19 protein-coding genes are annotated in these 23,604 nt (G+C 70.8%); 10 read left to right on the forward strand and 9 right to left on the reverse strand.

Annotation, left to right across the window (positions count from 1 at the left end; translation table 11 throughout):
• Positions 1 to 8: 8 nt before the first annotated feature.
• Positions 9 to 1,907 carry a molecular chaperone HtpG gene (htpG, locus tag ACZ470_RS22145; protein ID WP_468429583.1) on the reverse strand — a complete coding sequence of 633 codons (1,899 nt, stop codon included), beginning with the start codon at positions 1,905 to 1,907 and terminating at the stop codon, positions 9 to 11.
• 69 nt (positions 1,908 to 1,976) lie between these two features.
• Positions 1,977 to 2,573, reverse strand: a complete 597-nt coding sequence (locus tag ACZ470_RS22150) for a TetR/AcrR family transcriptional regulator (protein WP_468429584.1) — start codon at positions 2,571 to 2,573, stop codon at positions 1,977 to 1,979.
• 119 nt (positions 2,574 to 2,692) lie between these two features.
• Between ACZ470_RS22150 and ACZ470_RS22155 the strand changes: the two genes are divergently transcribed.
• The 3 genes from ACZ470_RS22155 to msrA all read left to right on the forward strand — a co-directional run bounded on the left by ACZ470_RS22155 (position 2,693) and on the right by msrA (position 4,867).
• Positions 2,693 to 3,568 (forward strand): NAD(P)-dependent oxidoreductase, encoded by an 876-nt coding sequence (locus ACZ470_RS22155; RefSeq protein WP_468429586.1) that lies wholly within the window; start codon positions 2,693 to 2,695, stop codon positions 3,566 to 3,568.
• Between the two features lie 220 nt (positions 3,569 to 3,788).
• Positions 3,789 to 4,229 (forward strand): ATP-binding protein, encoded by a 441-nt coding sequence (locus ACZ470_RS22160; RefSeq protein ID WP_468429588.1) that lies wholly within the window; start codon positions 3,789 to 3,791, stop codon positions 4,227 to 4,229.
• Positions 4,230 to 4,354: 125 nt separating this feature from the next.
• The gene (gene msrA, locus ACZ470_RS22165; protein WP_468429590.1) at positions 4,355 to 4,867 is read left to right on the forward strand and encodes a peptide-methionine (S)-S-oxide reductase MsrA; all 513 of its coding nucleotides are present in this window, start codon (positions 4,355 to 4,357) and stop codon (positions 4,865 to 4,867) included.
• Between the two features lie 42 nt (positions 4,868 to 4,909).
• Here msrA and ACZ470_RS22170 read toward each other — a convergent pair whose 3' ends face one another.
• The gene (locus ACZ470_RS22170; RefSeq protein WP_468429592.1) at positions 4,910 to 5,383 is read right to left on the reverse strand and encodes a carboxymuconolactone decarboxylase family protein; all 474 of its coding nucleotides are present in this window, start codon (positions 5,381 to 5,383) and stop codon (positions 4,910 to 4,912) included.
• Between the two features lie 178 nt (positions 5,384 to 5,561).
• Here ACZ470_RS22170 and ACZ470_RS22175 point away from each other — a divergent pair, with 178 nt between their 5' ends.
• Positions 5,562 to 5,786 (forward strand): hypothetical protein, encoded by a 225-nt coding sequence (locus tag ACZ470_RS22175; protein ID WP_468429594.1) that lies wholly within the window; start codon positions 5,562 to 5,564, stop codon positions 5,784 to 5,786.
• A 24-nt stretch (positions 5,787 to 5,810) separates the two neighbouring features.
• Here ACZ470_RS22175 and ACZ470_RS22180 read toward each other — a convergent pair whose 3' ends face one another.
• Positions 5,811 to 8,378, reverse strand: coding sequence for a discoidin domain-containing protein (locus ACZ470_RS22180; protein WP_468429595.1), 2,568 nt, complete (start codon positions 8,376 to 8,378; stop codon positions 5,811 to 5,813).
• A 534-nt stretch (positions 8,379 to 8,912) separates the two neighbouring features.
• Here ACZ470_RS22180 and ACZ470_RS22185 point away from each other — a divergent pair.
• From ACZ470_RS22185 to ACZ470_RS22200, 4 genes are all read left to right on the forward strand, one after another.
• The gene (locus tag ACZ470_RS22185; RefSeq protein ID WP_468429597.1) at positions 8,913 to 11,189 is read left to right on the forward strand and encodes a catalase; all 2,277 of its coding nucleotides are present in this window, start codon (positions 8,913 to 8,915) and stop codon (positions 11,187 to 11,189) included.
• A 146-nt stretch (positions 11,190 to 11,335) separates the two neighbouring features.
• Positions 11,336 to 12,190, forward strand: a complete 855-nt coding sequence (locus ACZ470_RS22190) for an ABC transporter ATP-binding protein (RefSeq protein WP_468429599.1) — start codon at positions 11,336 to 11,338, stop codon at positions 12,188 to 12,190.
• A complete protein-coding gene (locus tag ACZ470_RS22195; protein WP_468429601.1) occupies positions 12,187 to 13,164 on the forward strand; it encodes an ABC transporter substrate-binding protein in 978 nt (325 codons plus the stop codon). Before ACZ470_RS22190 ends, ACZ470_RS22195 begins: the two co-directional genes overlap by 4 nt.
• A gap of 4 nt (positions 13,165 to 13,168) precedes the next feature.
• Positions 13,169 to 15,235: an iron ABC transporter permease gene (locus tag ACZ470_RS22200; protein ID WP_468429603.1), complete on the forward strand. Its 2,067-nt coding sequence runs from the start codon at positions 13,169 to 13,171 to the stop codon at positions 15,233 to 15,235.
• 70 nt (positions 15,236 to 15,305) lie between these two features.
• Here ACZ470_RS22200 and ACZ470_RS22205 read toward each other — a convergent pair whose 3' ends face one another.
• Entirely contained in the window at positions 15,306 to 15,758 is a 453-nt protein-coding gene (locus ACZ470_RS22205) for a phospholipase (protein WP_468429605.1), read from the reverse strand.
• Positions 15,759 to 15,957: 199 nt separating this feature from the next.
• On the opposite strand from ACZ470_RS22205, the gene ACZ470_RS22210 reads away from it, so the two are divergent.
• The gene (locus ACZ470_RS22210; protein ID WP_468429607.1) at positions 15,958 to 16,983 is read left to right on the forward strand and encodes a LacI family DNA-binding transcriptional regulator; all 1,026 of its coding nucleotides are present in this window, start codon (positions 15,958 to 15,960) and stop codon (positions 16,981 to 16,983) included.
• A gap of 236 nt (positions 16,984 to 17,219) precedes the next feature.
• Here the strand turns inward: ACZ470_RS22210 and ACZ470_RS22215 are convergent, their stop codons facing one another.
• The 4 genes from ACZ470_RS22215 to ACZ470_RS22230 form a co-directional block, all read right to left on the reverse strand.
• On the reverse strand, positions 17,220 to 18,080 hold the full coding sequence (locus tag ACZ470_RS22215; protein WP_468429608.1) for a carbohydrate ABC transporter permease: 861 nt from the start codon (positions 18,078 to 18,080) through the stop codon (positions 17,220 to 17,222).
• Positions 18,070 to 19,035, reverse strand: a complete 966-nt coding sequence (locus ACZ470_RS22220) for a carbohydrate ABC transporter permease (protein ID WP_468429610.1) — start codon at positions 19,033 to 19,035, stop codon at positions 18,070 to 18,072. Before ACZ470_RS22220 ends, ACZ470_RS22215 begins: the two co-directional genes overlap by 11 nt.
• Positions 19,032 to 20,408, reverse strand: a complete 1,377-nt coding sequence (locus ACZ470_RS22225) for an ABC transporter substrate-binding protein (RefSeq protein WP_468429612.1) — start codon at positions 20,406 to 20,408, stop codon at positions 19,032 to 19,034. Before ACZ470_RS22225 ends, ACZ470_RS22220 begins: the two co-directional genes overlap by 4 nt.
• A gap of 172 nt (positions 20,409 to 20,580) precedes the next feature.
• The gene (locus tag ACZ470_RS22230) at positions 20,581 to 21,672 is read right to left on the reverse strand and encodes a glycoside hydrolase family 172 protein (RefSeq protein ID WP_468429614.1); all 1,092 of its coding nucleotides are present in this window, start codon (positions 21,670 to 21,672) and stop codon (positions 20,581 to 20,583) included.
• 269 nt (positions 21,673 to 21,941) lie between these two features.
• Between ACZ470_RS22230 and ACZ470_RS22235 the strand changes: the two genes are divergently transcribed.
• A complete protein-coding gene (locus ACZ470_RS22235; protein ID WP_468429615.1) occupies positions 21,942 to 23,420 on the forward strand; it encodes an FGGY-family carbohydrate kinase in 1,479 nt (492 codons plus the stop codon).
• The last annotated feature ends 184 nt before the right edge of the window (positions 23,421 to 23,604 follow it).

Raw genomic sequence — 23,604 nt, forward strand, 5'->3', positions numbered from 1 at the left:
GCGCCGCGTCACAGGGTGCGCTCCAGCCGGTCGGCCATCAACTGCACGAAGCGTGCCGGGTCCTTCGGGCGGCCGCCCTCCGCCAGCATCGCCAGCGAGTACAGCAGTTCGGCGGTGTCGGTGAGCTCAGAGCGGTCCTCGCGCTCCGCGTACGCCTCGTTCAGGCCCTTCACCAGCGCGTGGTCCGGGTTGAGTTCGAGGATGCGCCGGGTGCGCGGCACCTCCTGGCCCATGGCCCGGTACATGTTCTCCAGTGCCGGCGTGAGATCGTTCGCGTCGGCGACGAGACAGGCCGGGGACACCGTCAGCCGCGTGGACAGCCGCACCTCCTTGACGTCCTCCTCCAGGCGCTCCCGCATCCAGCCGAGGAGACCCGCGTACTCCTCGGCCTGCTGCTCCCGCTCGTCCTCGCTCTTGTCGTCCTCGCGCGCGCCGAGGTCGATCTCGCCCTTGGCGATCGATCGCAGCGGCTTGCCCTCGAACTCGCCCACGGTGTCGACCCACACCTCGTCGACCGGGTCGGTGAGCAGCAGCACCTCGATGCCGCGCTCCCGGAACGCCTCCATGTGCGGGGAGTTGTCGATGCTCTCCCGGGACTCGCCGGTGACGAACCAGATGGTGTCCTGCCCGTCCGGCATCCGCTCCACGTACTGCTTCAGCGTGACCGTCCCGTCGTCCCCGTGGGTCGTGGTGAAGGACGTCACCGCGAGGAGGGCGTCACGGTTGTCGGCGTCGGTGACCAGCCCCTCCTTCAGGACAGGGCCGAACTCCCGCCAGAACGTGGCGTAACGCTCGGGGTCCTTGGTCATCATGCTCTTCACCGAGGACAGCGTCTTCTTGGTGAGCCGGCGCTGCATCATCCGGATGTGCCGGTCCTGCTGGAGGATCTCCCGCGACACGTTCAGCGACAGGTCCTGGGCGTCGACCACGCCCTTCACGAAGCGCAGGTACGGCGGCAGCAGCGCCTCGCAGTCGTCCATGATGAAGACGCGCTTCACATACAGCTGGAGCCCGTGCCGGTAGTTCTGGTTGAACAGGTCGTGCGGGGCGTGCGACGGGACGAACAGCAGGGCCTGGTACTCGAAGGTGCCCTCGGCCTGGAGCTGGATGGTCTCCAGCGGTTCGCGCCAGTCGTGGCTGATGTGCTTGTACAGCTCGTGGTACTCCTCCTCGGACACCTCGTCCCGGGAGCGCGCCCACAGCGCCTTCATCGAGTTCAGCGTCTCCGGCTCGGCCGCCTCGCCGTCGTCGCCCTTCTCACCGACCAGCCGGATCGGCCAGGTGATGAAGTCCGAGTAGCGCTTGACGATCTCCTTGACCGTCCACACCGAGGTGTAGTCGTGCAGCTGGTTGTCGGGGTCGGCCGGCTTGAGGTGCAGGGTGACCGAGGTGCCCTGCGGCGCGTCGTCGACCGCCTCCAGGGTGTAGGTGCCCTCGCCTCGGGAGGTCCAGCGGGTGCCCTGGCGTTCGCCCGCGCGCCGGGTGAGCAGGGTGACCTCGTCCGCGACCATGAACCCCGAGTAGAAGCCGACGCCGAACTGCCCGATCAGTCCCTCCGCCCCGGCGTCGTCCTTCGCCTCCCGCAGCTCCCGCAGGAACTCGGCGGTGCCCGAGTTGGCGATCGTGCCGATGAGCTGCCCGACCTCGTCGTACGACATGCCGACGCCGTTGTCCCGAACGGTGAGCGTACGGGCGTCCTTGTCGATCTCGAGCTCGATGTGCAGGTCGGAGACGTCGGCGTCGAGCGAGTCGTCCCGCAGCTTGGCCAGCCGCAGCTTGTCCAGCGCGTCGGAGGCGTTGGAGACGAGTTCACGGAGGAAGACGTCCTTGTTCGAGTAGACCGAGTGGATCATCAGCTGGAGCAGCTGACGGGCCTCTACCTGGAACTCAAACGTTTCGGTCGGCATGGTTCGCGATTACCTCACTGATCCACGGATCGCCGGATACTGGCGCCCTTACTTTAGTAAAAGCGCGGGTCAGCCGGTCGGGTTCAGCGCCGCGTCCAGGAGGGGGCCGAGCTCGCGGGACACGGTCGTCAGGGGGCGGACGTCCCGCTCGGCGCGGGCCATGAGGATCGCGCCCTCCAGGGAACTGATCATCAGGGTGGCCAGGGGCCGGGCGCGTTCGCCGGGCACGCCCATGTCCGCCAGGGCCCGGGCCACCGCGCCGGTCCACCGGTCGAAGGCGGCGGACGCGGCCTCGCGGGTCGACGCGGTGGACCCGGCGCGGTCCACCGTGGCGGCGGCGACCGGACAGCCGCCGCCGAAACCCGTGGCCTCGTACTCGTCGGTCCACTGCCGGACCATCTCCGCGAACAGTCCGCCGGGCGTCGGCTCGGGCAGCGCGGCGAGGAAACGGTCGACACGGTTGGCCGCGTAGCGGCCCGCCCAGCCCACCGCCTCGTTGACGAGCTGCTCCTTGCCGCCCGGGAAGTAGTGCTGGAGCGATCCGCGCGGCGCCTCCGCGTGCGCGGCGACCTCGCGCATCCCCGTCGAGCCGACCCCCTCGCGCCGGATGAGCTGGGCCGCGCTGAAGACCATCCGCTCCCGGGGCCCTCGTTCGGACACCGTCATTCCGACCTCCCGTGACTTCTCCGCGCCCTCAGCCTATGACCGGCGTCATAGCGGCGGCTACTATGACGGTGGTCATAGGTCCGGGTGCCGCGTGAGCGCGGCGGGAACGGTGGTGTGTCGTGCGTGTGGGCTTCATCGGACTCGGGGTCATGGGCCGGCCCATGGCGCTCAACCTCGCCCGTGCCGGAACACCCCTGGTCGTCTGGAACCGCACCCCCGCCCGGTGCGCGCCCCTGCGCGACGCCGGAGCCGAGGTCGCCGGGGGCCCGGACGAGGTGTTCGAGCGGGCCGGCACCGTGATCCTCATGCTGGCCGACGAGACGGCCGTCGACACGGTGCTGGGGCGCGGTACCCCGGACTTCGCCGCCCGCGTCGCCGGACGCACCGTCGTCCACATGGGCACGACGGCGCCGGAGTACTCCGCCGCGCTGGAGGACGCCGTCCGCGCCGCGGGCGGCGCCTACGCCGAGGTCCCGGTCTCCGGCTCCCGGGTCCCAGCGGAGCAGGGGCAACTGGTCGCGATGCTGGCGGGCGACGCCGCCGCCCTCGAGGCCGTACGGCCCCTGCTCGCCCCGATGTGCCGCCAGACGTTCGACTGCGGTGCGGTGCCCGGCGCGCTGCTGATGAAGCTCGCGGTGAACCTGTTCCTGATCACCCAGGTCACCGGACTGACCGAGGCCTTCCACTTCGCCGACCGGCACGGGCTCGACCGGCGCCGCTTCCTCGACGTCCTGGACGCGGGCCCGATGGCCAGCGCCGTCTCCCGCATGAAGGCGCCCAAACTGCTCGACCGAGACTTCGCGGTCCAGGCCGCGGCCGCGGACGTACTGAAGAACAACCGCCTGATCGCGGAGGCCGCCCGCAAGGCAGCTCTGGCCTCCCCGCTCCTCGACGTCTGCCACGCCCTCTTCGACGAGACGGTGGCCGACGGTCACGGCGGCGAGGACATGGTGGCCGTCCTGCACGCCCTGGAGGCCCGCACCGACGGCCGCTGACCCGGCGCCCTTACGCTCTCGGCGTCACCCGCACCCCCAGGAGCCGCCGAACGCCCGGCCCGCCGCCCTGACCAGGGAGAACTCCCAGCCCATCGCCTCGCGCCGCCCTTCCCGCGAACCACGGAACCCCGATGTCGGTGCCACCTGCCACACTTCTGTGGCGTGCGGGGGAGCGATTCGGGTAGTCGCGCGGTGTGATCGGTGAGTGAAGGCGGACCGGATGGAACGAGTTCCAGACGACGACGGGGGCACGGTGCCCGGCGCACCGGGGCTGCGGGCTTCGTACGCCCTGGACGACGACGGCACCTGGATAGCGCAGGCACGCCATCTCGCCGCCGCGTTCCTGACCCGGGCGCGCACGGAGGACGGCCTGCCGGTGTCGACGCGCGCGGTGGAGATCACCCAGCTCGTGGTCAGCGAGCTGGTCACCAACGCCCGCAAGTACGCTCCGGGGCCCGTCGGCCTCGATCTCCGGGTCGCCGACGACACCGTCGAGGTGATCGTCCGGGACGCCAACCCCGAGCCACCGGTGGCCAGGGACGCCGACCCGGGCCGCGTCGGCCAGCACGGCCTCGAGATCGTGATGGCCGTCGCCCAGGCCCTGGACGTACGCCAGGAACCGGCCGGCAAGAGCATCACGGCCCGCATCTCCCTCGCCTGAACCCACCCGGACCCGCGGCTCGCACCCCGCCCTCCGGCGGTGGCGGCGGGGCCGGAACAATGGTGCTCCCGGTGCGGTTCTCACTGGTGGACGCCGCAGGACACGTGGGAGAAGGGCGAGACGAGATGACGAGGAACGAGGAGAGGGCGCTGCTCGCGGGCGGCTGCTTCTGGGGCATGCAGGAGCTGATCCGCACGTTCCCGGGAGTGCTGGACACGCGCGTCGGCTACAGCGGCGGTGACGTCCCCAACGCGACCTACCGCGACCACGGCACCCACGCCGAGTCGATCGAGATCACCTTCGACCCCGCCGTCACCGACTACCGCACGATCCTGGAGTACTTCTTCCAGATCCACGACCCGACCACCAGGAACCGGCAGGGCAACGACATCGGGACGAGCTACCGCTCGGCGATCTTCTACCTCGACGACGAGCAGAAGCGCGTCGCCGAGGACACCATCGCCGATGTCGACGCCTCGGGGCTGTGGCCGGGCCCGGTGGTGACCGAGGTCTCGCCGGCCGGCCCGTTCTGGGAGGCCGAGCCGGAGCACCAGGACTACCTCCAGCGCTACCCGGACGGCTACACCTGCCACTTCGTGCGCCCCGGCTGGCGCCTGCCCAAGCGGGCGGAGGCCTGAGCCGAACGCCGGCCGCCCCGGGTGGGGCGGCCGGTCCGCGGGTCAGCCGAACTGGCCGGGCCGGTAGTCGCCGGCCGGCTGGCGGTTGATGACGTTGATGCGGTTGTAGGCGTTGATGACGGCGATCATCGAGATCAGGGCGACCAACTGCTCCTCGTCGTAGTGCTTGACGGCGTCCGCCCAGGCCGCGTCGTCGACCCCGCCCGCCGCGTCGGCGAGGCGGGTGCCCTGCTCCGTCAGCTCCAGTGCGGCGCGCTCCGCCTCGGTGAAGACCGTGGCCTCCCGCCAGGCGGCGATCAGATTGAGCCGGACCGAGGTCTCCCCGGCGGCAGCGGCGTCCTTGGTGTGCATGTCGGTGCAGAAGCCGCAGCCGTTGATCTGGCTGGCACGGATCTTCACCAGCTCCAGGGTGGCGGCCGGCAGTCCGGAGTCCGCCACCACCTTCCCCGCCGAGTTGATGTGCTTCAGCACCTTGGCCGCGAGGGGGTTGGTGAAGAAGTCGACACGCGCTTCCATGGTGATCTCCTTGGTGAGCTCTTCCCGGTTACGCAGCACTGACGGACGGGCTCCCCCCTGTGTGACCGGAACGCGAGTGTGACCTACGTCTCTCCCTCGGGCGGCCCGGCGCCGCACGCCGTCCTCGGGGCACCGGACGACCGATAGCCTGGCCCGATGAACGGGGAGCGGAGCGTCGGTGAGTGAGCGTCGGGAACGCGACTGGGCGGACATGACGCCCGGGGACTTCGACCGCGACGCTCCGCTGTGCCTCAATGTGGGAACCGGCCCCGTCGTGGTGCCGGCCGAGCCGGACGAGTACGGCACGGAGCCGCTGTTCGGCGAGGAGACCCCGGTGCGCCGCCCCGCCTCCCGCCGTGCCCCGCGCCGGACCGCCCCCGCCGAGCAGGGGCAGTTGTTCTGACTCCGGCGCGGGACACCGTCACCCTCAGGGGAACTGGGTGACCTTGGACGGGATGGTGTCCGTCCCCGACGTGGGCGAGCCCGTGTCGTTGATGACGTGGCGGTACTGGCCCTTGCCGCCGAGCGAGATCACCTGAAGGTGCCGCATCCTGATGCCGGGCTTCACCGGAACCTGGAATCCGTGGTGCTGCACGATGGTGTCGTCGGACGTGTAGTTGCAGTAGCTGCCGAGCGCCCAGGCCTCGTGCTCGTTCACCGAGTCGGCGACCTTGTAGGCCGCGTATCCGACGATGCCGTCATGGGTGATGGCGGCCTCGTTCGGGGCGTCGTACGCCTTCTCGTTCTGGAAGAAGATCGTGCGGCCGCGCTCGCCGTTCCAGACCACGTCGTACTTGTTGAAGTGCTCGACGAACAGGCCCGTGGTGAGGACGTCGTCGCCGTTGACGCGCAGTCCGTAGTCGGCGCGGTTGGTCTCCCAGCCGACGCCCTCGCCGTGGTCGGCGCGCCAGATCCAGGTGTGGTCGATCAGTACGTCGTCGCTGTTGACCACGACGGAGTCGGTGGCCCGGCCGGGACCGGCGCCGCCGATGCGGATGAACACGTCCTGCACGGTGGTCGGGTTGGCGGAGTGGTCCGCCGAGGAGCCCTCCCCGCCGATCCGCAGCAGCGCGTCCGAGTTGACCGGGCCCGCGTCGATCAGGAAGCCGGCCAGCCGGACGCCGTCGACGTCCGCCACGTGCATGGCGTCGATGCCGTTGTCCGGGATGATCGTCGCCAGGCCGAGACCGAGCACGATCGTGTTGGCGCGGTCGACCTCGATGGTCCGGTCGATGTGGTAAACGCCCGGCGTGAACAGGAGGTTGAGGCCCTGGTCGAGCGCGGCGTTGATGGTCGCGGCGGTCGCGCCGGGCTTGACCACGTAGAACCGGTCGAGCGGCAGCGAGGTGCCGCCCGCGTTGGCCGGCCAGGACACACCGCGCGCGTTGGTGCGCTTGGCGGGCACGAACACCCGGTACTCGTTGCCGTCGAGGTACAGGAACGGCTTCTCGCGGGAGATCGGAGTGGTGTCGAACGTGGTGTACGGGCCGGTCTCGAAGTTGCTCGCCGGGGCGCCCTGGACACCCGTGAACGTCATGTTCCACACGCCGTTGGTCCAGCCGCCGACGGAGCTGTCCCGCGTGTACCACTGCTGCTGGGAGTACGGTCCGACGGTGCCGTCGATCTTCGAGTCGGCGATGTAGCCGCCGGACGCCCAGCCGTAGCCGTTCGGGGCGAGGTTGAGACCGCCCTTGACGTGGATCCGGCGGAACGGCGCGGCCTGGGCGACCGCCCACCGGTTGGTGCCGTTGGCGGGGCTGATGGCGAGGTTCTCCGCCGAACGCCAGAAGTTCTGCGTGGCGTTGCCGTTGAACCAGCCGGCGTCGACGGTGATGTCGCCGTTGATCTGCACGTCGTCGGGGTTGAGGCCGAGCCCCGAGACCGAGGTGTAGAAGCCGAGTTGGGCGTTGATGTTGTTGTAGGTGCCCGGCTTCAGCAGGAACTGGTAGCGCCCGCTGCCGAACTGGCTCTCCTCCTGCTGGGCGAAGACCTGGTCGAACTTCTGCTGGAGGTTCGGCGTCGACGGGTCCACGACGATGACGTTCGGCCCCAGGTCGCCGCCGCCCTCGATCGGGCCGCCGCCGCCGTCCGAGGCGGTGTGCACGGCGACCTCCCACAGGGAGTAGCCGTAGCCGGTGGCGCGGGCGGTGCCGAGGACGCGGACATAGCGGCCGGAGCCGCTCACGTCGTAGGCGGCCCGGCCGCCGGTGGCCCCGGTGACGGACTTGAGCGTGGTCCAGTTCTGCCCGTCGGCGGAGGCCTCGATCCGGAAGTCCTTGGCGTACGCGGCCTCCCAGTTCAGGTCCACCTTGCACAGGTCGCGCACCGCGCCCAGGTCGACCCGCACCCACTGCGGGTCGGAGGCCTGGCTCGACCAGCGGGTGCCGGCGTCACCGTCGAAGGCGGCGGAGGCGGGGGTGCCCGCGTTCTCCGTGGAGGAGGCGGAAGCGGGCCTGCCCTGGGCGGCGTTGGCCGTCCCGCAGGACCCGGGCGGGGTGGTGCCGGTGGTGCCGAAGACCTGGAACTCCCACAGGGAGTAGCCCCAGGCCGTGGCCCGGTCCAGGCCCTGCATACGGACGTAGCGGGCCTGCCCCGACACATCCACGGTGTCGGTGCCGCCGTCGCCTCCGGTCACCGTCCTGACGTCGGCCCAGCTGCTGCCGTCCTGCGAGAACTGGATCTTGTAGTCCCTGCCGTAGGCGGCCTCCCAGTCGAGGACGACCCGGGTGACGGACGCCGTGGCGCCGAGGTCGACCTGGAGCCACTGGTCGTCGCTCGCGGCCGACGACCAGCGGGTGCCCGGGTCGCCGTCCACCGCGCCGCTCGCGGGCGTGCCGGCGTTCTCGGTGGAGGAGGCGGTGGCCGTCCTGCCCTGGGACAGCGGGGTCTCGGCCGCGGCGGCCGGGGTCTGGGCGGCGGGCAGCGTGAGGAGTGCCGCCGTGGCGACGAGCGCCGCACCGAGGGCTCCGCGTCTCAGGCGGCTCGGTTGCTTCATGTGTCTCATGCGTCAGCCTTCTGCTGGTGCGATGTGGGGATGCGGGCGAGCCCGCGTGCGCGCAGGCCGAGCAGTCCGGGCGGCGGATGGTGCGGTGACGCGGCTCTCGGGTGTGCGAGGGCATGCCGGAGGACGAACACGGCTGCGCGGCCGCTTAGTTCAGGGTTTGATTTAAGTGGTGAGACATCGGGCGGGCAAGACCCCGGACGCGAATTGGTGAGCGGGTGCGGACGGTTGGGCGGCACTCCGGGCCATATCCCCATGCCTTGACCTCCGGGTCGTGGGTACGCGGGCGGAGCGGTCGGATCCGGCGGGGGAGAGCGGAGAGGGGTGTACGGGTGCGGTGGGGCGGCGCCGCGAGGCGGGATGTTCACCCCATCGGCGGGTGCCCGCTGCGGCGCCGTGCCCGACGTGAGACGTTGGCGGCACCCGATGCCCTTTTCGAGCCTTTCGTCCCATCGGGTCGCCCGCAGTCGGCAACTGAACGCACGGCCACCCGTCCGTGGCCGGTCTGAAGCGGAGGAGTGTCACCCCATGAGCGAGGCCAACCCCGTCAAGCGGGCAGCGAAGAAGATCACCGACAGCCTGCTGGACGACGGATCGGCCCCGGCCGACGGGATTCCCGGACGGCCGGCCCCCCAGCCGCCGACCGTGGAGGAGCCGACCGAGCCCCGCGAGCCGCTGCCGCCGAAGCCGGACCAGAGCGGCCCGGCCACCGTCTCGCCCACCGGCCAGCCCACCGGTGCCGACCAGGCGAGGGTGGCCCAGTCCGGGAGCTATCTGACCAACGCGCAGGGCACACGGCTGTACGACACCGACCACTCGCTCAAGGCGGGCCCGCGCGGCCCCGTACTGCTCCAGGACCACCATCTGCGCGAGAAGGTCATGCACTTCGACCACGAGCGCATCCCCGAGCGCGTGGTCCACGCCCGTGGCGCCGGCGCGCACGGGGTCTTCCAGAGCTACGGCACGGCGTCCTCCGTGACCAAGGCGGGGTTCCTCGCACCGGACGTCGAGACGCCGGTGTTCGTCCGGTTCTCCACCGTGGTCGGTTCGCGGGGGTCCGCGGACACCGTGCGGGACACCCGCGGGTTCGCGACGAAGTTCTACACCAGCGAGGGCGTCTTCGACCTGGTCGGCAACAACATCCCGGTCTTCTTCATCCAGGACGCCATCAAGTTCCCCGACGTCATCCACGCCGCGAAGCCGCACCCCGACAGGGAGATCCCGCAGGCGCAGAGCGCGCACGACACCTTCTGGGACTTCGTCTCCCTGCACACCGAGGCGACCCACCACACCATCTTCTTCATGGGCGACCGCGGCATCCCGCGCTCGTTCCGGATGATGGAGGGCTTCGGCGTCCACACCTTCCGGCTGGTCGACGCCGAGGGCGGGACCACACTGGTGAAGTTCCACTGGAAGCCCAAACTGGGCGTGCACTCCCTGATGTGGGACGAGGCGCTGACCATCAACGGCGTCGACCCGGACTTCCACCGCCGGGACCTCGCCGACGCCATCGAGGCGGGCGCCTACCCGCAGTGGGAGCTGGGCATCCAGACCTTCCCCGACACCCCCGAGCAGACCTTCGAGGGCATCGACCTGCTGGACCCGACGAACATCGTTCCCGAGGAACTCGCCCCGGTGCAGCCGATCGGGCTGATGACCCTCAACCGGAACCCGTCCAACTTCTTCGCCGAGACGGAGCAGGTGGCCTTCCACGTCGGCCATCTCGTCCCCGGCATCGACATCACCGACGACCCGCTGCTCGCGGGGCGGCTGTTCTCGTACCTGGACACGCAGATCACCCGTCTGGGCGGACCCAACTTCCCGCAGCTGCCCATCAACCGGCCGCAGGCGCCGGTCAACGACATGCTGCGCGACGGCATGCACCAGACGGCCGTGCACCGGGGCGTGGCGCCCTACCGGCCCAACTCCCTCGACGGCGGCTGCCCGTTCACCGCGGGCGCGGACACTAGCGCGTTCATCGAGGCGCCGGTGCGCATCCCGGAGGCGTCCAAGGTGCGCGAGGCGCCGGAGTCGTTCGCCGACCACTTCAGCCAGCCCCGCCGGTTCTGGCTGAGCATGAGCCCCGTGGAGCGCCAGCACATCATCGGCGCCTACACCTTCGAACTGGGCAAATGCTACGAACAGGCCATCAGGGAACGAACGCTCCAGGTGCTGGCCAACATCGACCCCGACCTGTGCGCCGGTGTCGCCGACGGACTCGGCCTGCCCGCGCCCAAACCCACCGTGCCGCTCGCCGACGTCGAGCCCAGCCCGGCCCTCTCGCAGATCGGGCGGACCTGGCCCGTGGACGGCCGCGTCATCGGCATCGTCGCCGGCCCGGACGGCGACCTCGACGGTGTCCACGCGGTCCGTGACGCGGTGCTCGAGGCGGGCATGGTCCCGCTGGTCGTGGCGCCGACCGGCGGCACGCTCGGCTCGGGCGACTCGGCCCTGACGGTGCAGCGCAGCTACGTCACCGTGCGGTCCGTGGAGTTCGACGCCGTACTGCTGGCCGGGCCGCAGGCCATGGGCGACGACACGGCCGGGGCGCGCGACGGCAAGGGCGTCCCCTCCGCCGCGCGGCCGGCGACCGATCCGCGGGTCGAGCTGCTGCTGACCGAGGCGTTCCGGCACGGCAAGGCGATCGGCGCGTGGGCGGGCGGTGAAGCCGCCCTCGAAGCGGCCGGCGTCCCCACCGACGCCCCCGGCGTCGTGGTCACCGACTCCGGTACCGCCGCCCTCGGCCGGATCAGCGAACTCCTCGCCTCGCACCGGGTCTGGGAGCGCTTCATGCCCCAGAGCTGACACCCCGGCCCCAGGGAGCCCCAACTGCCGTGGAACCGTGGCCGGATATGGCGTACGCCCGCCGACGGACCAGGCCGGAGCCCGGTTCTGCCTTCACGCAGGTCACCCCCTGATAACGGGAATTAAGGGTAGGCTAACCTTGCCATGTGATCCCTGCTGAAGAGGGGCCCCTGGGCCCGCGTGGCCACCAACTCTCGGCCACCGACGTGACCGTGGCGTACGACGGCGCCGACGTCGTGCACGACGCCGCGCTGACCCTGCGGCCCGGAGAAGTGACCGCCCTGGTGGGGCCGAACGGCAGCGGCAAGTCGACCCTGCTGCGCACCGTCGCCCGGCTGCAACGGCCGCGGCGCGCGACCCTCACGCTCGACGCCGCCACCGACGCGCTGGCGCTCGGCCCCCGGGAGTTCTCCCGCCGCGTCGCCCTGCTGCTGCAAGGACGCCCCACGCCCAGCGGGCTGAGCGTGCGGGACGTCGTCGAGTTCGGCCGCTACCCGCACCGGGGCCGCTGGGGCGGCACGGACCCCGGCGGCCGCGCCGCGGTGGACCGCGCGCTCGCCCTCACCGGCGTCGCCGAACTCGCCGACCGCGGAGCCGAACACCTCTCCGGAGGACAGCTCCAGCGCGTATGGCTGGCAGGCTGCCTCGCCCAGGAGACCGGCGTCCTGCTCCTCGACGAACCCACCACCTACCTCGACCTGCGCTACCAGGTCGAACTCCTCGACCTCATGCGCGACCTGGCCGACGAGCACGGCATCGCCGTCGGCGTCGTCCTGCACGACCTCGACCAGGCCGCGGCCGTCGCCGACCGGATCGTCCTCCTCGCCGCCGGACGCGTCGTCGCCGAGGGCCGTCCCGAGGACGTCCTCACCCCGGAACGGCTGACCGAGGTCTACGGCATCCGCATCGAGGTCGACACAGACCCCCTCACCGGCCGGCTGCGCACCCGCGCCCTCGGCCGCCACCACACCCGAAGCGAAAGGCTCGGCACCACCTCATGAGACGTCTCCTGCTCACCGCGCCCCTGGCCACCGCCGCCGCGCTCCTGCTGGCCGCCTGCGGCACCACCGAACCCGCCGCCGACGACGCCAAGGAGTCCAAGGAGGCCATCACCCTCACCGACGCCTCCGGCGCGAAGGTGGAACTCGACGGCCCCGCCAAGAAGGTCGTCGGCACCGAGTGGAACGTCGTCGAGCACCTGGTCTCCCTCGGTGTCGACCCGGTGGGCGTCGCCGACGTCAAGGGCTACAAGACCTGGGACACCGCGGTGCCGCTGAAGAACGAGCCCAAGGACATCGGCACCCGGGGCGAGCCCAGCATGGACACCATCGCCTCGCTCAAGCCCGACCTCATCGTCGCCACCACCGACCTCCAGCCGAACGCGGTCAAGCAGCTGCGCAAGGTCGCCCCGGTCCTGGAGGTGAAGTCCGCCGACGCCGCCGACCCGATCGGGCAGATGCTGAAGAACCTCGACCTCATAGCCGAGGCCACCGGCACCACCGAGCGCGCCGCCACCCTGAAGAAGGACTTCGACGCCAAGCTCGCCGAGGGCGGCAAGGCCCTCGCCGACGCCGGCCTGGACGGCGCCGAGATCGCCTTCGCCGACGGCTACGTCGCCTCCAACCAGGTCTCCGTCCGCCCCTACACCTCCGGTTCGCTCATCGGCGCCGTCAACGAACGGCTCGGACTGAAGAACGCCTGGAAGCTGAAGGGCGACGAGGCCTACGGCCTGGCCGCCACCGACGTCGAGGGACTGACCGACCTGGGGAAGGTCCAGTTCGTCTACATCGGCAACGACGACGACGCCAGCAGCGACCCCTACGGCAAGGAGCTCGCCGACAACTCCGTATGGAAGTCGCTGCCGTTCGTGAAGTCCGGTGACGTCCACCGGCTGGACGACGGCATCTGGATGTTCGGCGGCACCGGCTCGATGGAGGCGTACACCGACGCCCTCGTCGCCTCGCTGACGAAGTAGCGCGATGGCCGTCACCGCCACCACTCCCACCGCCCGTCCGGCGACGGTGTCGTCCCGGACGGGCGCGGCCGCGGTGACGACCGCGCTCGTGCTCCTGGTCGCGGCCCTCGCCGTCGTCGACATCACCCAGGGCACCGCCGCGGTCGGCCCGGCCGAGGTCCTCAAGGCCCTCACCGGACGGGCCGACCCGGCCGACGCGTCCGTCGTCATCGCCTCGCGGCTGCCCCGGATGACCGCCGGGCTCCTCGTCGGCGCGGCCCTCGGCATGGCGGGCGTCGCCCTCCAGGCCGTCAGCCGCAACGTCCTGGCCTCCCCGGACACCCTCGCCGTCAACGCGGGCTCCTACTTCGCCCTCGGCCTCGCCGCCGTCACCGGGGTGTCGCTGCCGCTGCTCGCCTCCTCGGGCGTCGCCTTCGCCGGCGGTCTCGCGGCGGCGGCCGTCGTCCTCGGACTGTCGGGGCTCGGCGCGGGCACCGTACGGCTCGTGCTCGCCGGCACCGCGCTCGCCCTCGGACTCACCGCCGTCACCGAGGGGCTGCTCCTGCTGTTCCCGCAGCAGACCGAGGGCCTCTACCAGTGGAACCAGGGCAACATCGGCCAGAACGGCTTCGACGGTGTCCTTCAGATGCTGCCCGCCGCCGTCGTCGGACTCGTCGGCCTGCTGCTCATCGCCCGCCGGGTCGACGCCCTCGCCCTCGGCGACGACGCCGCCCGCGGACTCGGCGTCCCCGTGCGGACCACCCGCGTCACCGCCGTCGTACTGGCGACGCTGCTCTCCGCGGCGGCCGTCACCCTGGCCGGTCCCATCGGCTTCGTCGGCCTGTGCGCCCCGGCCCTCGCCCGTCCGCTCGCCCGCTGGTTCCGGGGGCTGCGGCGGCTGCGGACGGCCGTGCCGGTCGCGGGCCTCGTCGGCGCCGCGCTGGTGCTCGGGGCGGACGTGCTGCTGCGTGCGCTCGTCGACGCGGACACCGCGGTCGCCGTCCCCACCGGTGTCGTCACCAGCCTCGTCGGCGCGGTGTTCCTGGTCGTGATGGCGGCCCGGCTCCGCGACACCGCCGGCGCCGCCGCACCGGACAAGCTGCGCATCCGCAGCCGGGCGGTCTTCCTCACCACCGTCACCGTGCTCTCCCTCGCCCTCGTCGGCATCACCGTCGCCGCCGTGCTGCTGGGCGACAGCAAGCTCCTGCTGGGCGACGTGGTCAACTGGGCGCAGGGCAGGGCCGGTCGCACGGTCTCCTTCGTCCTGGACACCCGGACCCCCCGGGTCCTCGCCGCGCTCCTCGCCGGGGCGGCGCTCGCCCTGGCCGGAACGCTGGTGCAGGCGGTCACCCGCAATCCGCTGGCGGAGCCCGCCGTCCTGGGCGTCTCCGGCGGTGGCGCGCTCGGCGCCGTGATCCTCGTGACGACGGTCCCCGCCGCCGGGGCGTGGGGTGTGGCCGGGGCCGCCTTCGCGGGATCCGCGGTCACCGCCGTGGTCGTCTTCGGCCTCGCCGCCCGCGGGGGCTACCAGCAGAACCGGCTGGTGCTCGTCGGCATCGGTGTCGCGTCCGGTTCGACGGCCCTGATCAGCCTGCTGATCGTGCTCACCGACCCGTTCAACGCCACCAAGGCCCTCACCTGGCTGTCGGGTTCCACCTACGGCCGGACCCTGCCGGACGTCCTCCCCCTCGCCGCCGTCCTCGCCGTCGGCGTCGTGGCGGCCGGCATCCGGCACCGGGAACTCGACCTGGTCTCCCTCGACGAGGACACCCCCCGGCTGCTGGGACTCGACCTGGCACGCGGGAGGCTCGGCTTCCTCGTCCTGAGCGTGCTGCTCACGGCCACCGCCGTCGCCGCCGCGGGCACCATCGGCTTCGTCGGCCTGGTCGCCCCGCACGCGGCACGTGCCCTCGTCGGGCGGCGGCACACCCGGGTGCTCCCGGTCGCCCTGCTCCTCGGCGCCGTACTGGTGTGCACGGCCGACCTGTTGGGCCGCACCGTGATCGCTCCCGCCCAGCTGGGCGCCGGCCTGATGACGGCCGCGATCGGCACGCCGTACTTCCTGTACGTGCTGGTGCGCAGCCGCCGCTAGTCCGCGCGGACTGCCGTACGCCGTCGGCCCGTTGGGGGACCGGCGGCGTACGGCTCCTTGCGCACGGGGGTCAGCCGAAGACCCTGACGGCCTGGTAGTACGTCCACGCGGTGCTGTCGCAGGCGGTCTTCGTGGCGCCGCCGTAACGGTTGCAGACGCGCTTGAGGTCTTCGTAGAAGGCGCTGTCGAGCCGTGACTTGTTGGCGCTGAACGTGCCGGCGGCCTTGTAGTTGCGGTAGCCGAAGTCGTGGCGGGCGCAGGCGGTCGAGAACGGGAAGCCGAAGGGGTTGTCCGGGGAGGTGGAGCAGTAGTCGGTGGACCAGTCGAACTGGTAGGCGGACCAGGCGGATTGGTTGGCGCGGGCCGCGGTCCAGGAGTTGTAGCTCGTCGCGCTGGTCTGCGTCCAGCTCGCGAGGACCTGGGACTTGTCGGCGGGTACGGCGTCGGCGGCTGTCGCGGTGCCGAGGACGCCGGCCAGGGCCAGCGCCGGGGCGGCGAGTACGGCGGCCAGTCTTCGGTGCATCCCACACCTCCATGAGACTGCGGCCCGACCACCGGACCGCAGGTTCATGTCAAAGTTGCCCGGACGATCTGTCCTTTCACACCACGCGCCACGAATGAAGGGTGAACTCTCCGGGCGCCCATGACCTGCGAGGCCGCGAAGTAGAGGGGTGAAATCCTTTTCAGCGGCAGGTAGGGTGAGAGCCACACACGGTGAAAGGATGCGTACGCAGGTGGTGACGATCCATGACGTGGCGCGAGCAGCCGGAGTATCCCCGGCCACGGTCTCGCGCGTCTTCAACGGCGGCAATGTCACACCGGCACGTGCCCAGTCCGTCCAGGAGGCCGCCGCGGCCCTCGGCTTCGCGCCCAACCGGGTCGCCCGGTCGCTGCGCAAGCAGCGGTCCAGCGTGATCGCGCTGATCATCCCGGACATCGAGAACCCGTTCTTCACTTCTCTCGCCCGCGGCGTCGAGGACGCCGCGCAGCGCACCAGCCTGTCGGTCGTCCTGTGCAACTCCGACGAGGACACCGACAAGGAGCGCCGCTACCTCGAGGTCGCCCTCGGCGAGCAGATGGCCGGCGTGATCGTCGCGGCGTCCTCCCGGGACGAGACGGACCTCGGCCCGCTGACCGCCCGGGGCGTGCCCGTGGTCGCCGTCGACCGGCGGCCCCGCGACGCCGAGGTGGACGCGGTCAGGGTGGACGACCGGCACGGCGGCGAGGTGGCCACGCGCCATCTCGTCCAGGCCGGCTACCGCAGGATCGCCTGCATCACCGGTCCCGCCGGTGCCTCGACCTCCGAGGAGCGCCTGGCCGGCTACCGTGCCGCCCTCCACTCGGCGCGGGACGAGGGCGTGGTGGCCGAGGACGCCTATGTGCGGCACGCCGACTTCCGGGTCGAGGGGGGCCGGGCCGCCATGCGCGACCTGCTGGCCCTGCCCGAACCGCCCGACGCGGTGTTCGTCGCCAACAACCTCATGACCATCGGTGTCCTCGACGCCCTCGGCGAGGTCGGACGGACGCCGCCCGGCGTCGGCGTCCTGTCCTTCGGCGACGTGCCGTGGGCCTCACTGGTCCGGCCCTCGCTCACGGCGGTGGAGCTGCCGTCGTACGAGCTCGGGCGGACGGCGGCGGAGCTGCTGCTTCAGCGGATGGAGGGGAACGTGTCCTCTCCGCTGCAGACGGTGGTTCTGCGGACGACGCTGCAGGTTCGTGAGAGCACGGCGGGTCCGGTCATGGTGTGACCGGGGCTCAATTCAACGTACTGGCGCCGCATCGGACATCCGTCCGGTGCGGCGCCGGTGCGTTTGGCGGGGCTCCCGCGTGGGTGTGGGCCGGGGGTGGGTCGCGCGGCCCGGCGCTTGCGAGGTGCCGTCGCGCCCACCCGTGCCGCCCCAGCGGCACGACTGCCCGCGGAGAGCGACGGTGGCGCCGCACCCGTCAGTCGACCGGTGCGGCGCCACTTTCTTTGTGTCCGGGGCTACTTCAGGCCGGAGGTCTTGACGGACTCCACGATTTGGCGCTGGAAGATGAAGAACAGGATCAGCATCGGGAGTGCGGCGATCGTCGCCGCCGCGAGGATGTAGTTCCAATTGGACGTGTACTGCGTCTGGAACGAGGCGATACCGAGCTGGACTACCGTCAGGTCCTGGTCGCTGGTGGCGACCAGCGGCCAGACGAAGGCGTTCCAGTTGGCCAGGAAGAAGAAGATCGCCAGTGCCGAGAGGATCGGCCGGGACATCGGCAGCACGATGTTCCAGTACACCCGCCAGTGACCGCAGCCGTCGATCACCGCCGCCTCCTCCAGCTCCTTCGGCAGCCCCAGATAGAACTGGCGCAGCAGGAAGATGCCGAAGGCGTTGAAGATCGCCGGGATGATCAGGCCGGCGTAGCTGTCCAGCATGCCCAGCTCACGCACGACCAGGAACAGCGGGATCAGCACCACGGGGGCCGTGACCAGCAGGGTCGCGAAGATCGCGCCGAACACCTTCTCACGGCCCGGGAAGCGCAGCCGGGCCAGCGCGTACGCCGCCATCGAGTGGAAGAACAGCGCCACCACGGTGATCACCGCGGAGATGAAGAAGCTGTTCCACAGGTAGCGGGCGAACGGCACCTCCGTGAAGACGTACACGAAGTTGTCGAAGGTGAAGTCCGTGGGGATCAGCTTGCCGTCGGTGACGGTCTCACGCGTCTTGAAGGACGACGTGAGCATCCACAGCACCGGGAAGAGGCTGATCAGCGATACGACGACGGCGAGAACCGTCAGTCCCGTGCGGGACGAGAACGGCTTGCGCCGGCCGGCCGGTGTGGTGGCTCGGCTCGTCATGGTGTCACTCGCCATCGTCGAACCTCCCGCCCTTCGTGAGCTTGAAGATGACCGCGGAGACGGCGACCATGATCAGCACCAGGAACGAGCCCATGGCCGACGCATAGCCGTACTCGCCGAATCCGAAGGCCTGCTGGTAGATGTAGAAGATCGCCAGCGAGGTGCCGTTGGCGGGACCGCCGTTGGTCAGGACGAAGATCAGGTCGAGACCGCCGGTGATGGCGGCGACCGTCGACATCAGCAGCACGAAGAAGCTGGTCGGACGGAGCAGCGGCCAGGTGATGGTGCGGAACGTGGTCCACGGGCCCGAGCCGTCGAGCTTCGCGGCCTCGTAGTACTCCTTGGGGATCTCCTGGAGACCCGCCAGGAAGATGATCATGTAGTACCCCATCATCACCCACACCATGACGGCGATGACGCAGGCGAGGGCGAGGGACGGGCTGCCGAGCCAGGACTCGCCGTCGAGGCCGGCCGCCCGCATGGCCCGGTTGACCGCGCCGGTCTGCTCGTCGAGCAGGAACTTCCACAGCACGCCGACCACCACGAGGCTGATGACGTACGGCATGAAGAGCACGGTGCGGTACACGCCCATGCCGGGCAGCTTCTGCTTGACGAGCAGGCCCAGGGCGAGGCTCACGCAGAACAGCACGGGGACGAGGATCACCACGTACAGGCCGGTGATCTTCATGGAGTCCCAGAAGAGCGGGTCGTTCATCATCCGCTCGTAGTTGCCGAGCCCGATCCACTCGTAGCTGCCGAAGCCGCTGACCTGGAAGAAGCTCAGGGCGATGGACAGCACCATCGGGACGGCGACGAAGACCAGCAGCCCGAGGACGTCGGGGGCGAGGAACAGGCCGGCGGCCAGCCACTCGCGGTGCTTTCTGCTCAGTCCCGGCTTGGAGGAGGCGGCGGGCGCCTTCGCCGGGGCCGTTTCGGCGGACCGTCGGTCCTGTGCGGCGACGCTGCTCATATCAGGCTCGCCCCCTTGTAGCTCTTGGTGTAGGCCTCGATGGACCGGGCCGCCCGCTCCGCGGCACCTTCGACGCCGTGGCCGGCCAGCATGGTGCCCTGGATGGCGTCGGAGATCGCCTTGTAGACCACCGGGGGATAGCGCGGCTCCGCGCGGCCGCCCGGGAAGATCTCGTCCTTGAACTTCTTCATGATCTCGGAGTCGTAGCCGCCCTTGGCGGCGCCCCGCTCCAGGGCCGTGGCGCGGGGCGCCACATCGGACTTGGCGCCGGTGCACCAGTCGACCATCCGGTTGATGGAGTCGTCCTTCATGGACCCCAGCGCCCAGACGCAGAACTCGGCCGCCGCCTCGGGGTTGCGCCCCTGGGCGTTGGCGCAGAAGGACCAGCCGCCCAGCGTGGTGACGTACTCGCCGCCGTCGGGCACGGGCAGCTTGAAGACGCCGTACTCGTAGTCGGGGGCGAACGCCTTGAAGCTGGAGACCTGCCAGATGCCCTGCTGCCACATGGCGACGTTGCCGGCCTTGAACCCGCCGATCACGTCACCGGCGGCGGGCAGGGTGCGGGGCGTGATGCCGTGCCGCACCGCGTCCTGCCAGAACGCCAGGGCCTGCCGGGTGGCCTTGGAGTCGAAGGCCACGTTGCCCCGCTCGTCCAGGACGTCGCCGCCGCCCTGCCACATCCACGGGTACCAGGTGAAGTTCTGGTAGTAGCCGGGGTTGGTCTCGAAGACCAGGCCCGCCGTGGTCTTCGAGCGCAGCTTGTCGCCGATGTCGAGCATCTGGTCCCAGGTGGTGGGGATGTCCGCCTCGGACAGGCCGGCCTTCTCCCACAGGGAACGGGAGTAGAACATGGCCAGCGGCTCGATCTCCATGGGGAGGGCGTAGACCTTGCCGTCGACCCTGCGGCTGTCCAGCGCGGAGCCGAAGTCGTCGATGGCCGCCTTCTCCATGTGCGGCGTGAGGTCCTCCAGGACGCCGCCGTTGTAGTAACGCAGGAAGTCGCCGGGGGAGAGCATGAAGATGTCGGGGCCCTCGCCGGTGGCGAAGGCGGACGGCAGCTTGAACCCGTTGAGATAGGTGGGCTGCGGCAGATAGACGAGGTCGATCTGCTGCTTGTGGGTGGCGTTCCACTGGTCGACCATGTCGACGAACCACTTGGACTGCGCGTTGATCGCCGGGTCGGGCGAGCGCTGGGGTCCGTAGAAGTTCCAGAACTGGAGGTTGCCCCCCTTCGCCTGTGCGGTGCCGCAACCGGTGAGCAGCGCCGGGGACGCCACCGCGGCTCCCGCACCCGCCATGGCGGTGAGGACGCGGCGGCGCGGGACGCCGGGGGACGGGGCCGGGTGCCCGGCTTCGTTGCCGTGCTGGAGCATGCGTGCGCTCCTGTCGGAGTGGGATGGGGCCGTATGAGGAAAAGCGGATCCTGGGGGGCGGGCCGTGGGCGGCCGGCCCTCGCGTGCGGAGGGCCGGACAGCCGGCGGACGGATCCACGGTGACCGGCGGGGATGCCGGTGGTATGTGAGCGACGTGCCGTACGGAGGACGGTCAGTCGACTTCGAGGGTGAGCAGGTCCGGCGTGGCCGGGAGGGACGCGGAGCTCGGGGCGTCCAGATAGAAGAGCGAGGTGCTGGCGATGTCGTCGCTGGTGTGCCGGTAGCGGTGCGGCAGACCGTTGCCCTGCCCGGGACCGATGCCGAGGCTCTGCACGGTCACCCGCAGGTCCTCGGAGAAGCGGATCGGGTCCAGGATGTGCCAGCGGTACATCCCGAACCGCTGCTGGCTGCTGTACAGACCGTCGGGGCGCAGGATCTGGTTGAGCCCGAGGTACGGCGTGGTGTAGGCGGTGTAGCCCTGCCCGGGGACGTCGAAGTTCCAGGCGCCGCCGAAGTAGTCCTCGGTGCCGGTGCCGCAGATCGTCGGGTACTCGTCGTCGCCGTCGAGGAAGAACTTCAGCTCGCCCTCGCCCCACCAGCCCGGGCTGTTAACGCCCCACGCCATGTACGTGCCGACATAGCTGCCCGCGCCCGTCACACCGTCGAGTAGCGTGTGCACCTCGCCGAACGGTACCGGGTGGCTGCGCCGCCACTGGGCGTGGAAGTACGAGGCGTCCTCCTCGACCTCGTCCAGCTCGTAGTCCACCTGGTAGTAGAGCGTGACCTTCTCGGCGGTCAGGTTCTCCAGGGTGATGCGCGCCTTGCGGCGGAAGGGCATCGGCCAGTACGCGTTGAAGCCGCCGTTGGGGTTGGCGGCGACGGGCACGGACGAGACCTGGCTGAAGGTGTTCCAGCCGTTGCAGAAGAAGTCACCGAGCGGGACCTCGACGGCCGGGGTCTCCTCGCCCTCCCAGTACATCCGCAGCAGGGTGCCGCGCCACGCCTTGTGCGGGTCGGTGGTGCACCACAGATGGCGGATGGTGCCGGGGCCGTCGATGTCCGCGAGCACGGCCGTCTCGCCGGCGGCGATGTCGATGCTGGGGGAGATCTTCCAGCCGGGCCCCAGCCGGCTCGCCGCGACCGCTCCGGTGCCCTCGGTGGCGCGGCCGCCGCCGGACTTGACGCCGGTGAAGTTCTCGGCGCTGATGGAACGGCTCACGGCACGCGTCCTGCGCGAGATGCCGTCGAGTCCAAAGGTCGTCATCGTGTCTTGCCTTCAGTGGTGGGGTTACGGTGCGCCGGACGCCCCGGGGCGTGGTGGCGCTCTGGCGAGGTGCCGCCGGACCGGCTGGTCTCAGCACCTCTGAAATCCATTTCACCGAAACGTAGGGCGGGTCCCTGGGGGTGTCAAGAGGTGAGACAACGGGTTGCTTTCACGCGCTGCCTCGCTTGCCTGACGTGCCTTTCTCCAGGAGATCAGCCGCTTGCGCGCGGTCTCTTGACGCTGAAATCGATTTCTGCAACCGTGCGGTCATGCCTCGCAACGCAGTCATCGGTGTGGACATCGGCACCTCGAGCAGCAAGGGCGTTCTCGTCGGCCTCGACGGCACGCTGATCCGTTCCGCCGTACGGGAGCACACTCCCGACAGGCCGGGACCCGGCCGCTTCGAGATGGACGCCTCGATCTGGTGGCGCGAGTTCACCGAGCTCGCCCGGGAGCTGACCGCCGCCGATGACACCGCGGTGGTCGCCGTCGGCGTCAGCGGGATGGGCCCCTGCGTCCTGCTGACCGACGAGCACGACACCCCGCTGCGGCCGGCCGTCCTCTACGGCGTGGACACCCGCTCCGTCGCCCAGATCCACCGCCTCGAGAAGCAGTTCGGCGCCGACGAGATCATCCGCCGGAGCGGATCCGCCCTCACCACCCAGGCCGCGGGCCCCAAGATCGCCTGGATCGCCGAGGAGGAACCCGAGCTCTACGCCCGGGCCCGCCGTCTGTACATGCCCAGCTCCTGGCTGGCCAGGAAGCTCACCGGCGCGTACGTCCTCGACCACCACTCGGCCAGCCAGTGCACCCCGCTGTACGACACCCACGCGGGCGACTGGTACGGCCCCTGGGCCGCCGAGGTGGCTCCCGGCATCGACCTGCCGCCGCTGCGCTGGTCCGGCGAGGCGGCCGGCACGATCACCGCCGAGGCGGCCCGCGAAACCGGTCTGCCGGCCGGCATCCCCGTCACCACCGGCACCATCGACGCCTGGGCCGAGGCCCTCAGCGTGGGTGCTCAGCACACCGGTGACCTGATGCTCATGTATGGCACGACCATGTTCCTCATCCACACTGTGCCCGAGGCCCTCACCAGTCCCTCCCTCTGGGGCACCGTCGGCGCGCTGCCCGGCACCCGCAACCTGGCCGGCGGCATGGCCACGTCCGGCGCGGTCACCAACTGGCTGCGCGACCTGTTCTCCGGCGCCGACCACACCGAGCTCACCCGGCTCGCGACCGAGTCCGGGCCCGGCGCCAACGGTCTGCTGATGCTCCCGTACTTCTCCGGCGAACGCACCCCGATCATGGACCCGGACGCCCGCGGGGTGATCGCCGGGCTGACCCTCTCCCACACCCGCGGGGATCTGTACCGGGCCGCTCTGGAAGCCACCGGCTTCGGCATCCGCCACAACATCGAGGGGATCGAGGCGGCGGGCGGCGACATCCGCCGCGTGGTCGCCGTGGGCGGCGGCACGCAGGGATCGCTCTGGACGCAGATCGTCTCCGACATCACGGGTCGGCCGCAGGAGTTGCGTACGGTCACCATCGGGGCGAGCTACGGGGGCGCGCTGTTGGCCGGGCAGCTGGTCGCGGACGTTTCGATCGACGACTGGAACCCGGTGCGGGAGACGGTGACGCCGCGGGGGGATCACGCGGGGCGTTACGACGAGCTGTACGCCCTGTACCGCCGGCTGTATCCGGACACGATGGCGACGGTGCACGCGCTGGCCGCGTTCCAGGACCGCTGACCCGGCGTGGGTGTGGGCCGGGGGGTGTTCGCGCGGCCCGGCGCTTGCGGGGCGCCGTCGCGCCCACCCTCCCCCACTCTCGGCTTCGCTCGAGCGGGAGGTACCCCCATCGCCCCAGCGGCACGACTGCCCGCGGATGGGCGCGGCGGGCGACTGCCCGCAGGCGCCCACGGCGCGGAGGGGA

It is taken from the genome of Streptomyces sp. NPDC031111, from assembly GCF_055570675.1.

Bases quoted from the DNA above. Each gene is read 5' to 3' on its own strand.
- ACZ470_RS22215 (WP_468429608.1), bottom strand. From the start codon at position 18,080: ATGGCGAGTGACACCATGACGAGCCGAGCCACCACACCGGCCGGCCGG.
- msrA (WP_468429590.1), top strand. From the start codon at position 4,355: ATGACGAGGAACGAGGAGAGGGCGCTGCTCGCGGGCGGCTGCTTCTGG.
- ACZ470_RS22220 (WP_468429610.1), bottom strand. From the start codon at position 19,035: ATGAGCAGCGTCGCCGCACAGGACCGACGGTCCGCCGAAACGGCCCCG.
- ACZ470_RS22195 (WP_468429601.1), top strand. From the start codon at position 12,187: ATGAGACGTCTCCTGCTCACCGCGCCCCTGGCCACCGCCGCCGCGCTC.
- ACZ470_RS22210 (WP_468429607.1), top strand. From the start codon at position 15,958: ATGCGTACGCAGGTGGTGACGATCCATGACGTGGCGCGAGCAGCCGGA.
- ACZ470_RS22170 (WP_468429592.1), bottom strand. From the start codon at position 5,383: ATGGAAGCGCGTGTCGACTTCTTCACCAACCCCCTCGCGGCCAAGGTG.
- htpG (WP_468429583.1), bottom strand. From the start codon at position 1,907: ATGCCGACCGAAACGTTTGAGTTCCAGGTAGAGGCCCGTCAGCTGCTC.
- ACZ470_RS22200 (WP_468429603.1), top strand. From the start codon at position 13,169: ATGGCCGTCACCGCCACCACTCCCACCGCCCGTCCGGCGACGGTGTCG.
- ACZ470_RS22180 (WP_468429595.1), bottom strand. From the start codon at position 8,378: ATGAAGCAACCGAGCCGCCTGAGACGCGGAGCCCTCGGTGCGGCGCTC.
- ACZ470_RS22225 (WP_468429612.1), bottom strand. From the start codon at position 20,408: ATGCTCCAGCACGGCAACGAAGCCGGGCACCCGGCCCCGTCCCCCGGC.
- ACZ470_RS22230 (WP_468429614.1), bottom strand. From the start codon at position 21,672: ATGACGACCTTTGGACTCGACGGCATCTCGCGCAGGACGCGTGCCGTG.
- ACZ470_RS22160 (WP_468429588.1), top strand. From the start codon at position 3,789: ATGGAACGAGTTCCAGACGACGACGGGGGCACGGTGCCCGGCGCACCG.
- ACZ470_RS22185 (WP_468429597.1), top strand. From the start codon at position 8,913: ATGAGCGAGGCCAACCCCGTCAAGCGGGCAGCGAAGAAGATCACCGAC.
- ACZ470_RS22205 (WP_468429605.1), bottom strand. From the start codon at position 15,758: ATGCACCGAAGACTGGCCGCCGTACTCGCCGCCCCGGCGCTGGCCCTG.
- ACZ470_RS22235 (WP_468429615.1), top strand. From the start codon at position 21,942: ATGCCTCGCAACGCAGTCATCGGTGTGGACATCGGCACCTCGAGCAGC.
- ACZ470_RS22150 (WP_468429584.1), bottom strand. From the start codon at position 2,573: ATGACGGTGTCCGAACGAGGGCCCCGGGAGCGGATGGTCTTCAGCGCG.